At 37.1% G+C, this 12,176-nt stretch carries 8 protein-coding genes and 2 pseudogenes; 5 read left to right on the forward strand and 5 right to left on the reverse strand.

Translation table 11 applies throughout. The features are described 5' to 3' along the window. Window positions 1-75 precede the first annotated feature (75 nt). From H4J52_RS12515 to H4J52_RS12530, 5 genes and pseudogenes are all read right to left on the reverse strand, one after another. A complete protein-coding gene (locus H4J52_RS12515) occupies window positions 76-336 on the reverse strand; it encodes a hypothetical protein (RefSeq protein ID WP_182177301.1) in 261 nt (86 codons plus the stop codon). 110 nt (window positions 337-446) lie between these two features. Next, window positions 447-938: pseudogene (locus H4J52_RS19685) on the reverse strand (GGDEF domain-containing protein); the annotation flags it as partial. Window positions 939-953: 15 nt separating this feature from the next. Then, window positions 954-1,361 carry a two-component system response regulator gene (locus H4J52_RS19690; protein ID WP_220461091.1) on the reverse strand — a complete coding sequence of 136 codons (408 nt, stop codon included), beginning with the start codon at window positions 1,359-1,361 and terminating at the stop codon, window positions 954-956. Between the two features lie 52 nt (window positions 1,362-1,413). Beyond that, the gene (locus tag H4J52_RS12525) at window positions 1,414-4,899 is read right to left on the reverse strand and encodes a response regulator (RefSeq protein WP_182224812.1); all 3,486 of its coding nucleotides are present in this window, start codon (window positions 4,897-4,899) and stop codon (window positions 1,414-1,416) included. A 62-nt stretch (window positions 4,900-4,961) separates the two neighbouring features. Next, a complete protein-coding gene (locus H4J52_RS12530) occupies window positions 4,962-7,118 on the reverse strand; it encodes a TonB-dependent receptor (protein ID WP_220461092.1) in 2,157 nt (718 codons plus the stop codon). A gap of 1,483 nt (window positions 7,119-8,601) precedes the next feature. Between H4J52_RS12530 and H4J52_RS20035 the strand changes: the two genes are divergently transcribed. The 5 genes and pseudogenes from H4J52_RS20035 (at window position 8,602) to H4J52_RS12550 (ending at window position 12,092) form a co-directional block, all read left to right on the forward strand. After that, the gene (locus H4J52_RS20035) at window positions 8,602-8,706 is read left to right on the forward strand and encodes a LysR family transcriptional regulator (RefSeq protein ID WP_259367855.1); all 105 of its coding nucleotides are present in this window, start codon (window positions 8,602-8,604) and stop codon (window positions 8,704-8,706) included. Window positions 8,707-8,844: 138 nt separating this feature from the next. After that, window positions 8,845-9,263: pseudogene (locus H4J52_RS20040) on the forward strand (substrate binding domain-containing protein). A 356-nt stretch (window positions 9,264-9,619) separates the two neighbouring features. Then, the gene (locus tag H4J52_RS12540; RefSeq protein ID WP_182177315.1) at window positions 9,620-10,015 is read left to right on the forward strand and encodes a DoxX family protein; all 396 of its coding nucleotides are present in this window, start codon (window positions 9,620-9,622) and stop codon (window positions 10,013-10,015) included. A gap of 80 nt (window positions 10,016-10,095) precedes the next feature. Further along, the gene (locus H4J52_RS12545) at window positions 10,096-11,115 is read left to right on the forward strand and encodes a glutathione S-transferase family protein (protein WP_182177317.1); all 1,020 of its coding nucleotides are present in this window, start codon (window positions 10,096-10,098) and stop codon (window positions 11,113-11,115) included. Beyond that, on the forward strand, window positions 11,103-12,092 hold the full coding sequence (locus H4J52_RS12550; protein WP_182177319.1) for a glutathione S-transferase family protein: 990 nt from the start codon (window positions 11,103-11,105) through the stop codon (window positions 12,090-12,092). Before H4J52_RS12545 ends, H4J52_RS12550 begins: the two co-directional genes overlap by 13 nt. Window positions 12,093-12,176: the final 84 nt, after the last annotated feature.

Below are 12,176 nucleotides of genomic sequence, written 5' to 3' on the forward strand. Positions count from 1 at the left end.
AAGCCAAGTTAATATATAAAATATGGTATTTACATTATTACTCTCTAAATGAAATACCCCACCTTTGCATTGCCCTCAACTTTCGTAGGCCATCATTAATGCTTGCATCGTTAACCCCCTATCAGCGATCAATTTAGCAAGTAATTCAATATGCTCATTTCTTTCGGTAATCACAATGACTAAGCTGCCATGGTTTACGGATTTTTTGATGCTGTTAACAATCATTTCATTTCTAGCTTGGTCACAAACTAAGTGTTCGGCTCTGTTATAGGTTAGCTTCACCAGATAGCAAAAGTACTTTTCTCTATAACACCCTATCAAAAACAGATAGTTCATCGACCCATCTATTAGGTAATTCCTTTTACATATAGCGTCCAGTTAATGAATACAAAATTTTGAAAAAAATAGTGACAAAAAAGCAGAAACCAACGATTTTTTCCTGAAGGCTAATTGCGCCATATAACACAATTGCGTCCCTCTTCTTTTGCTTGATACAGCATATCGTCAGCCAACTTAAACGTCGCTTCAGAACACATTTGCTGCGTTGGAAAGCAATTGACCCCACCAATACTGATTGTCAGGTATTTATTACTGGTATTTTTTTTGTGCTCTATTTTCAGGTTTTCCAAAGCTTGGCAACAAGATTCCATTATACTAAAGGCATCTTGAGCTGGCGTGTTTGGCAGCAATACCACAAATTCCTCGCCTCCATAGCGAGCAACAAAATCAAAAGGTCTTTTTAATTGCTTAAAAATGACTTGTGCCACCTTTTTTAAAGCTTGATCTCCTGCCAAATGCCCGTATTGGTCGTTATATTGTTTGAAATAATCTATATCAATCATAATCAGAGATAAAGATGTATTTTTTCTGACGGACATTCGCCACTCAAGAGCAAATATTTCGTAGAACTTTCGACGATTAGCGACACAGGTTAACGAATCTACATTTGCTAACTACTCAAGTTGTATGCGCTGCGCTGCCAATTTCAAATGTAAATTAACACGCGCAAGTACGATATCAATATGAAAAGGTTTTTGAATATAATCGCAGGCACCTAATGCCAAGCCTTGACTTTCATCGACTACATCTGTCAGACCGGTAATAAAAATGACAGGGATAGCAGAAGTTTCCTTATTCTTTTTCAGTTGCTTGATAACTTCAAACCCACTCATACCCGGCATGATAATATCCAATAAAATAAGATCAGGCTTAAATTTTATTATTTTTTCAATGCCCTGCGTACCATTTTTTGCCAAAATAATATTAACCTTTGACTTAAAAAGTTCACTTAAGATTTTAAGATTAGCTTTTTCATCATCAATGACTACGATAGTTTGTCGCTCAGGAATTGAATTTTTCATAATATTTTCTCCAGCGATACTCAGATATTAGACAAAGATAAATTCTACATGGCTAATGGCTAATTTGAGCATACAGTTTATCGGCATATTCCGATGCTTCTTCATATTCAATACTATCCACAAGTTCAATTATTTTGTTAATAACAAATGAATACTCACTATCCTTACACATTGCTTGTATTCCGGGTAAATATTTTTCCACTGAAAAATCAGAAGCTTTCAGCAACGGTCTTATTTTATCCAAATCGTTGATGAGATTTTTAATTGAAAATGAAACTGTCAGCTCAGTTTGAGTAGCATTAACTATACAAGAAAGTTCTGTAAGTAGTGTATCCAATTCCTTTAATGTTATATCGAATAAAGCCCTGTTTGGCGATCCTTCGAGTAAGTTGTATTCCAGCTCATCACATAATGTCGATAATTCAACAGCTCCTATGTAGGCAGCATTCGACTTTAGCGAGTGTATAATACGATGGAGAGTCTCCCAATATCCCTTTTGATACAAATGTTCAAGAACTTCTTTTCCTTCTTGAACATTCATAAAATCATTTACTAAACCTAAGTAAAGCTCAACATTGCCTTTTAAATTACCTAAGGCTAAATCAAATTTAATGCCTTTTACCTGCTGAATTAAGGATAATTGATCTTGAATATTTTTAGGGATATCAGCGAGTAAAACAGCCGTATTATCAATATTGAGTTCTGCCTCTACAGATGTGCTTACATGTGTTTCAATCTTCACATTCAAAAAACTGACCAATGTTTTATACAAAATATCAAGATCAATCGGCTTAATTAGATGTGTATTCATGCCAACCTCTCTGCTTTTTTCTACATCACTTTGCATCGCATGGGCTGTCATCGCGACTATAGGTAAGTTAACCAATTTCAATGTCTGGCGGATTTCTCTAGCGGCCGTTAAACCGTCCATTTCCGGCATCTGAACATCCATCAGAACTAAGTCGTAAGTCGATTGTTGTAACTTTTCCAATGCAATCAAACCGTTTACTGCAATATCCACTTGAACATTCGTATCCTTCAAAAACCCTAACATTACTTTACGATTAAGAAGATTATCCTCCACTAATAAAATATGAAACGAAGCTAAATTCGGCGCAGTAACTTCGGTTTTAACCGCACGCGGATTTACTTCCATATGAGGTGAGATAACTTTAATAATAGCATCTATTAATATTGATTGATTAACCGGTTTTTCAATGAATCCTTGAATAGGTGTGTCACAGATGAGTGGTTGAGCCACGTATTTGTCATAAGCTGAAACCATTAAAATATGTGGTGATTTTTTGATACTCAACTTACTAATATGACGCGCAGTTTCAATACCATCCATATTGGGCATTCGCCAGTCCATAAAAATAACATCATAGTAAATATCATCGTTTTCAGAGCGCTTAATAAACTCAAGTGCCTCTCTACCTGATCCAGCTTCATCAGCATGAATACCGAGGTCATTTAGAAGAGACTGTAATACAGTTCTAGCCAGGGGTGTATCGTCTACTATAAGTACTTTCAGGCCTGATAACTTATTTTTATCAACCAATATTTTCCAATTGAAATCGACTTTTTCTACTATTACTGTAAAGTGAAACGCTGTACCTTTACCCACTTCACTTTCCAACCAGATTTCTCCATCCATTAATTCACTCAGCTGTTTTGATATCGCTAAGCCAAGACCTGTTCCCCCATATTTTCGTGTCACAGAATCATCGGCTTGAGAAAAAGACTGAAATAATCTAGATTGCTGCTGCTCAGTCATGCCAATACCGGTATCAATAACAGAAAATTGCAACAGTAACTGTTGTTTCCTGTCTTCTTTAATCTGTAATTTGATACAGATGGTGCCTATTTCAGTAAATTTAACGGCATTACTAATTAAATTAACAAGGATTTGCTGGAGCCTATAAGAATCTCCTACAAGCTTGGGAGGTATGTTTTTATCTACATGCAGAATTAACTCAAGGCCTTTATCATGGGCCTTTAAAGCACTAAGATTGATTGCTTTACTTAATAACTTTTCTAATGAGAATGAACTTTTTTCAAGGGTTAGCTTACCCGCTTCTATCTTCGAAAAATCGAGAATTTCATTAATTAATATTAAGAGATCTTCACCTGACTCCAAAATACTTTTAATATTATCTTCTTGTTCATTATCCAATTCTGTTTTAAGTGTTAAGCGGCTTAAACCAATCACCGCATTCATCGGTGTACGTATTTCATGACTCATTTTTGCTAAAAAGTCAGACTTAGCTTCACTGGCTGCTTTTAACTTTAAGTTAGAGACTGCAAGCTGTGAAGTTCTTCGATCAACCTTAACCTCTAAGCTTTTATTTAATTCTATATTTTCTTCATTAATCAAACTAAATTTATTGGCCATCGCAAAAGCAAGTAATATAGATTCCAAGGCAAAACCAATTAGCCCCAAAAGATATCCCGTAATACTTATAGGAGGTAATAGATCAAACGTAATCAAATTATTAAGCATATTCGGCACGGATAGCGTTATATATGCCAATACAAAATATCTTGCCGGCCTAAAACCAAGTCGCCAAGAATAGATACCCGCATAAAAAGCTAAAAACACATAAATACTACTTACTATTGTCATTAACCAAAAGCCTGTACCGGGATCTGCCATAACAACAGGTATGCAACAAATAACAAAGCGAGCAAAGTAAATGGAAAGTTTATTTAGTTTTGGATGAAATTCTTTCAACTTCAAAAAATGTGAATAAAAATAAATACCAAAAACTATCATCAGAGCAACACCTAACCAATGTAGGTGTGGATACGAGTCGCCTGATATTCGAGGAAAAATCAATTGAAAATGAGTCCAATAGAAAACCCATGATCCTGTAAATAATGAATAGTAAAGATGACTGAGATCTTTAAAAGCCATGTATATCAAAAAATTATAGATGCACAACGAGAGTCCGATCCCCAAACACAGTACAACAATTAAATTTTCAAGTGTCACTTGATCTTTAAACGCTTCAACCGGTGTGACACGTATATTAAGTGATAAGTAAAAATAGCTACTTTCAATAAAACCAATAATATAGTGTGGTTCACCTCTATTTAGCGTGATGTTATTACCGTAATGAAAATCGTATTCAGTTGGATAGTTTTCTCCTGAGAATACCTGCTGTACTCCGTTTTGAGAATAAATGGAGAAGCGCATTTCCTCAATTAACGTATTATAGGGGTACAAAACAAAGTCACTGTATTCAGACTGGTTATAAATTTTTATCACAAACCAGAATTTATCTCCACTGGCGCTGATTGCTGTAGGAGGTAATACTTTTTTATCTTCAAGCCACCCAGGTATGTCATCTAAACCGGCAGGAAACTCTACGTCGTCTGCTTGGTAATATGTGACAAGATCGCTAAAGTCTCGATCAACGGTAGAAGAATTTAATATTAGCGGCTCTACCTTTGTAGCACTTACACTAAATGACACGACACACAACAGAGCGACACACAACAAAGCATTAGCATATATGAATGTTTTTCTTAACATAAAGTCAATCAACCTAATAAGACTAGAAGCGCTAAACAGCAATAGTTAAATAGCAGAGGTTTTTAAAATCGCCAATTTACATCAAGACCAAAATGCCGAGGCATTGGCATAATATAATAATCAAACATAAACGTTTGCTGTGCATTAATGGCATAAACGGGCTCATTGTTTTCTTCAATATTTTTAATCCACAGTGATACATCATAACTTTCATTTGCAGACGACCAAGTAAACCTAGCATTTGACTGCATATAACCGTCTGCTTTAATGCCCTCATACCCATAGTCATCATTGTAAGCAGAGAACCACTGTTTACTCACATATTGACTATTAAAGTGTATTGATACCTCTCCCCAGCTCCCCCTAGCCGCAATGTAATCCACAGAAATGTTCATATTTACACTGGGCGCCGAAGGTAATTGGTTACCAGAAAGGTCAACGGGTAAACTTGTAGCCGGGTTTGTTAAGCTAAGTTCATCATACTCTGTATCGAGTAAACCAAGACCTATATTAATTGATAAGTCTTCGGACAGTAGCGCACGAAACTCTAATTCTGCACCATCAATGTACGAGCTACCTGCATTTTCCAGAAATCGTACAGCACCAACAATATTAACCAGTTGTTGATTCTTATAATTATTGTGAAATAGCGCACCATTAAACTGTAAGCGGTTATCCCACCAACGAGACTTTATCCCAATTTCGTAAGCCTCTACCGTTTCAGGCTCAGCTATTGTCAATTCAGTTGTGCTGAAGGTTGCACCACCATTGAAAGCACTACTGCGATACCCCTGACTATAACTACCATAAAGCATAAACTCATCGGATAATTGATATTTCAACCCCATACTACCGCTTACTTTGTCATCGTTGTAACGCTTAGATGGCTGATCTACAATTAAGTCATAGGCGTGATTAGCATCATAATCGCCCACCCATGAATGTACATTAGAAAGTCTTCCTTTATCCTTGGTATAACGCACGCCCAAAAAACCTTCTAAAAACTCATTAATGTCGTAGGTTAAATGCGTATAAATAGCCTGAGAATCACGCTGTTGTTGATAGCGTTGACCCACTGTAAAACCACTGGTCGCTAGAGAAGGATCAAAAGGCACTCCTAAAGACTCAGTGAATAACAAAAAGCTCAGGTCATTTTGAATTTTCATTTTATCGTGACTAACAAACACACCAACAATAGCATTAAGATCGCCCTCAAAATTGGTCGTTAAACGTAGATCTTGTGACCACTGTTCAATCTTACTACTCCAATCTATTTCAAGAATTGAGACAGGTGAACCATCGCCGTTTTCATTTAACGCTTTACCCTTCGACCATGCTGTCACGGAGGTATAATCAATATCTTTTGTCAATGCACCTTTTACGGTTAAATTAAGACTATCTGTTTCTGTGTTATAGGTACCCACTTTATCTTCAGAGCCTTCAAAGTCATCATAGTTCTGTTCAATACGTTGTTCTATTACGCCACCACTAAAAAAGCCCGCCACATCATAACCATTTGGGCCTCGCCCTTTAGCAATAATACCCGCCGTATTACCAAGCGTTTTACCCGACTGTAAACGTAATATTGCATCAATCGACTCTGTTTTATAACGTAACGAGGTTCGAAGCGCCCAATTGTTAATTTCTCGCAAATCTTCAGCGCCTTCATAGTTATTTTCATAAAACCCATCACTGTCGCTGTAGGTAAAAGCGGTTCTTAGTCCCAAAGTATCATCAAGAAATACGGTTTCACCTGCGCCTGAAACGCGAAGGTTATTATTATTGCCGTAGGATAAATACCAGCGTGCATTTCGCTCAAATTCAGGGACTCTACTCGTAAAATTGATAGCGCCAGCGGTCGTGTTTCTACCATATAACGTTCCTTGAGGACCACGTAAAACTTCGGCACGCTCAATATCAAACAACTGTGAAGCTTGCATAAAAGATGCCTCAACTGGTGACTCATCAACATAAATACCAACAGGGCTAGATTGATTGGTATTAAAATCCGTCATACTAATGCCACGTAATGTGAAAATAGGCTGCGCATCTCCATAAGGTTGTGATACCTGTAGATTTGGCGTTTGTTGAGCAATGTCTGATGGCAAGAGAATACCCAAGCTCGACAATGATTGGCTATCAAAAGCCGATATTGAAACCGGCACCCTTTGAATATTTTCAGTGCGTTTATGTGCCGTTACCACGATGACTTCCAACATCGGATGTGGCTTTGGGATTATATTTGATGGTTCTGATAATACTAAAACTACGTTTGACGCCGATTCGCTCTGTTCATTTACAACTAGTACGTCCTGCATCTGGGCAGAAGAGAAAAAAGATAATAGAAAGAAAGGAGCTACAAACGTTAAAGAAAAGCGTGAAGGAAACACCTGCATATTATATTGAAGTCCACAAAAAACCTTAGCATTAACTATAAGCATGCAATAGATTAATTTCAATGAACAATACCTCTATTCAACGGTATAGGCTCTTACATTACGCTCTTTCTTATGAATAACATGAAAAATTATAATGTTTTTATTTTTAATATATTATCAAAGACCTATTTCATAAATATTTTATCATTACCCATAAATATAATTTTCTGAATCTTGATACTTAATACGACTATAAAAAAGCCTAGTTGTTACTGATTGTAGGTCTACATCTAGCAGAAATATTAACTAATAACAGAAAAAATATAGTATAGATCTTATTTATATTTTCCAAAAAGTTAAGAGTCAGTAAGGATCCACATGGATGATATTTATCTCTACCAAAAAATTTGTTTTTACAAAATATAACCTTTAGAGTTTATGACGTATCAACTTGATATTTTTTCATTTGATATCATAAAGTTATATTAAGGACATAAGTATGAATAATCCCCCTCCCTATATTAATTACTCAGGCAACATAATTATACATCCACCTGCAATATGGATAATGCCGATATGTATGGTTTTTTGTAAAAGGAAAACTTGATTAGTTGATAAAAATAGAAGATCCCTTTTCGAAATCAATAACGTAGCATAAACGTTTATAAACCAAGCCCACAGTGAGCACCTGGGTAGTTTATACTTTTCATTTTCTCCTTCTTTAGAGAATGATCATTTGACAATATATGCTTTTACCAGAAAACTAGATAGGGTTGAAAAAAACAGAATATCGCTATTCGGGCTTTCATCTAAATGATTAGAGCTGTATAGATTTAGAGTTTAGACCTTACTTTACATCATGCCGTCCATTAGGCTATAGAACATTGAAAATGGCACCCCACTTTATCCCCTTTGAATCATGCAACCCTATGCAATGCATATAGATGATTTCATAGTTCGATGAATAGAGAAAGTGATACTAAGGATATTTTATGTAAAGTATGTATGTTCAAGTTAGTCTGTATTTTGCGCTCTCACAATAGGAATAAGCGCTCTGATGGTTTTTTTGAATGGTTTGAAACATATTAATACTCATGCTTATTTTAATAAACCTGTTTTTAATCGCAAGTTAATGCTTAGAACTTGATGAAAAGCTGATAATTATTAGCATATAAGGAATAAACACTAGTTAACTGGGAATATAGTTAACTAAAAGGAAACACTAATTTCGTAAACGCCTTGGAGGTAATATGGGACAGCTTGAAGATATACATATTTTTCTGCGTATTGTTGAAACGGGCGTCATTACAAAGCTGCTGAGCAAATGAATATTGCTAAATCAGCGGTGAGCACACGTTTAGCCTCACTAGAACACAAACTTGGTATCAAGTTAATAAATCGCACCACCCGCATGGCTAGTATTACCTAAGCTGGCCAACATTATTATCAACGCAGTAAATTAATTCTTGATGACGTTGAAGAGTTAAATAGCCAAACTTATAAAAGAACAAGAGCATTACAAGAAACGCTAAATATTGCCGTACCTTTATCATTTGGGCTTAGTCACTTGGCTCCGGCACTTGATCTTTTTCTGAAAGAGCATGCTGATTTAAAATTGAAGATTAATTTTTCTGATCAAAAAATAGATATTATTGAGCAGGGCGTAGACTTGGCATTTCGTATTGGTCAATTAGATAATTTTTCCATGCAGGCCAGAAAAGTAGCCCTATTAAATATGTATTATGTGCTAGCCCCAAATATTTAAAATTACATGGCGAGCCAAAGAGCCCTGAAGATCTCAGGCGACATAAAATACTTAAATATGGCAGCCCCAATCAAAATGGCCTTATATCCTTAACTCAGGACGGTAAAGAACAAGTTGTGTATCTTGAGCCGCATTTTATCGCTAATAATGGAGACTTTCTTAAATCTTTAGCTGAATCCAATCACGGGACCAGTTACTTACCCAACTTTATCGTCTGGTAGTCGCTGGCAACGCAAACTTTAGTCCCTGTGTTAAAACAGTATCAACTGCAAACCATACATGCTTATGCCGTTTACCCACCCAATAGGCATTTACCGCTTAAAGTACGTAGTTTGATCGACTTCCTAATTGAAAAATTTGGTGACAAGCCTTATTAAGATAAGTCTTAGTCAAAAATATGTTTACCACCGCACCAAAATATTATTCTCAAAATGGAAACAATGATTTCTTTTATCTTATGTTTATCCACTTTTAGTTTACTAATAAGATTACCTCATCAACACAACAAGTCGTTTTGAGCAAGACCTAAAACGGCCGCAATAAAAAAACTTTAGTAAACTAAATTTGGAGATTTATCATGAATACATTACAAACTTTTGCAGCACCAACAGGTCGTTTTTTCTTAGCCATCATGTTCTTTATGTCAGGACTAACAAAGATATCACAGTATGCAGGCACTCAAGGTTACATGGAGGCAATGGGCGTTCCAGGCTTTTTACTACCACTGGTTATTTTAACTGAGGCACTTGGCGGCTTAGCGATTATTTTAGGTTGGAAAACAAAATATGTCGCCCTTGCATTAGCTGGTTTCACTGTGTTGTCTGCAATACTTTTTCATGCCGATTTTAGCAATCAAGCAGAGATGACTAACTTCATGAAAAATATCGCTATTGCAGGTGGTTTCTTAACGTTATTTGTTCATGGTGCAGGTGATTATTCACTTGATAATCGTGCTAACAAAAAGTCTGCTTAATTGATGAACTACGAAGGGTGGTAATTTCTATTGCCCTTGATATAGCTAATTTTATATTCGAAGAATTTTAGGAGTAGACAATGGGACTTTTAGTTGAAGGCAAGTGGCAAAATGAATGGTACGACACAAAATCAACCGGTGGCCGCTTTGAGCGCAAAGCCCCCAGTTTTCGTAACTGGATAACAAAAGATGGCAGTGCTGGCCCATCAGGTATTAGCGGTTTTAAAGCTGAGCCCAGCCGCTACCATCTATATGTATCATTAGCCTGCCCTTGGGCACATCGCACCATTATCTATCGCAAACTTAAAGGCTTGGAAGGCATGATTTCAATGTCGGTAGTGAATGCTTTTATGGGCGATGAAGGTTGGACATTCGCACCCGGTGAAGGCGTAGTAGCTGATCCAATTCATAATGCCTTGAACGTCCATGAAATCTATACGGCGGCTCAAGCGGATTATACGGGTCGTGTAACGGTTCCCATTTTATGGGATAAGAAAACCAATACTATTGTCAGTAATGAGTCTCCTGAAATTATTCGCATGTTTAATTCAGCATTTGATGAAGTGGGCGCATTACCTGGAGATTTTTCACCGCCAGCATTATTAGCTGAAATCGACGAATTAAATGACTTCATTTATCCAACCATTAATAACGGTGTTTATCGCGCTGGCTTTGCTACCACTCAAGAAGCGTATAACGAAGCGGTGGTTGAGGTCTTTGATGCCCTTGATACCTTAGAAGCACGTCTAGAAAACCATCGTTACTTAACCGGAAATACTATCACTGAAGCCGATTGGCGACTATTTACGACATTAGTGCGTTTTGATGCGGTTTATGTGGGTCATTTTAAATGTAATTTACGCCGTATTGTTGATTACCCAAATGTTTGGGGTTATCTACGAGATTTGTACCAAGTACCGGGCATTGCTGACACTGTGGCAATGGATTATATCAAAGCGCATTACTACGCAAGCCATGAAACGATTAATCCTACGCGCATCATACCTTCAGGGCCATTAATTGACTTTAATACAGCGCATGGTCGTGAGCATTTTTCTGCCGAAAAAAAACATACAGAGCGTAAATCATGGGTCAATTAGTTGATGGTAAGTGGTTAAATGACGAACAGCTGCTGGCGTTTGAGCAACAGCAATATAAAACTGCCAAGGGTCGATTTCAACGAGGCACGGCAAAATGTCGAAACTGGATCACCGCTGATGGCAGTGCCGGAATTTCAGGAGAAAGTGGTTTCAAGGCAGAGGCCGATCGTTATCACCTTTTTGCTGCACTTAACTGTCCGTGGGCGCATCGCACTTTAATTTATCGAAGTGTTAAGCAACTTGAAAACGTTATTTCGCTTTCACTGGTTAAGCCGTTACGCACCGAAAATGGTTGGGTATTTACTAGTGATGATACAAGTGCTAACCCTCGCTTTACAGATACCCTGCTGGGATTATCGGCCCTACATGAATTGTACGTAAAAGCTGTCCCTGATTATAGTGGTCGTGTGACCGTACCGGTGCTTTGGGATAAACAGCAGAATAAGATTGTTAGTACGGAATCATCGGAAATCATTCGCATGTTTAATCGTGTTTTTGATGAAATTACTGGTGACGCTCAGGACTTTTATCCAGACGCATTAGCCCAGGAAATTGATGAGCTTAATGACTACATTTATCAAAATATTAATAATGGGGTTTATCAAACAGGTTTTGCCAGAACACAAGGTGCTTATGATGAGTCTGTTGTCAAAGTCTTTACCGCCCTTGATAAACTTGAGCAGCGTTTATCGACTAACAAATACCTTTTAGGTGACAATATTACCGAAGCTGATTGGCGTTTATTACCCACCCTGGTACGTTTTGATGTTGGGTATTTCACTGCGTTCAAATGTAATTTGCGAGCGTTAAGGGATTACCCTCATTTATCTCGATACCTTCAGGATGTAGTTAACTTACCCAATGTTGGCAAAACCATTGAACTTGATGTGTATCGTAAAGGCTATAACTCGGCCAGCCCATTACGCAATCCACACGGTATTGTGCCCATTGGATTAAAGCCCGCTTTTTCTTATTAAAATACTTAGAGGCATAGTAAAGGTCGATAATAAATACGTTATTAATACTGAGCGTTAACTATGAATATGCTTAAACCGGATAAA

Origin of the sequence: Colwellia sp. MB02u-14 (assembly GCF_014076915.1) — a bacterium.
Classification (GTDB): domain Bacteria; phylum Pseudomonadota; class Gammaproteobacteria; order Enterobacterales; family Alteromonadaceae; genus Colwellia_A.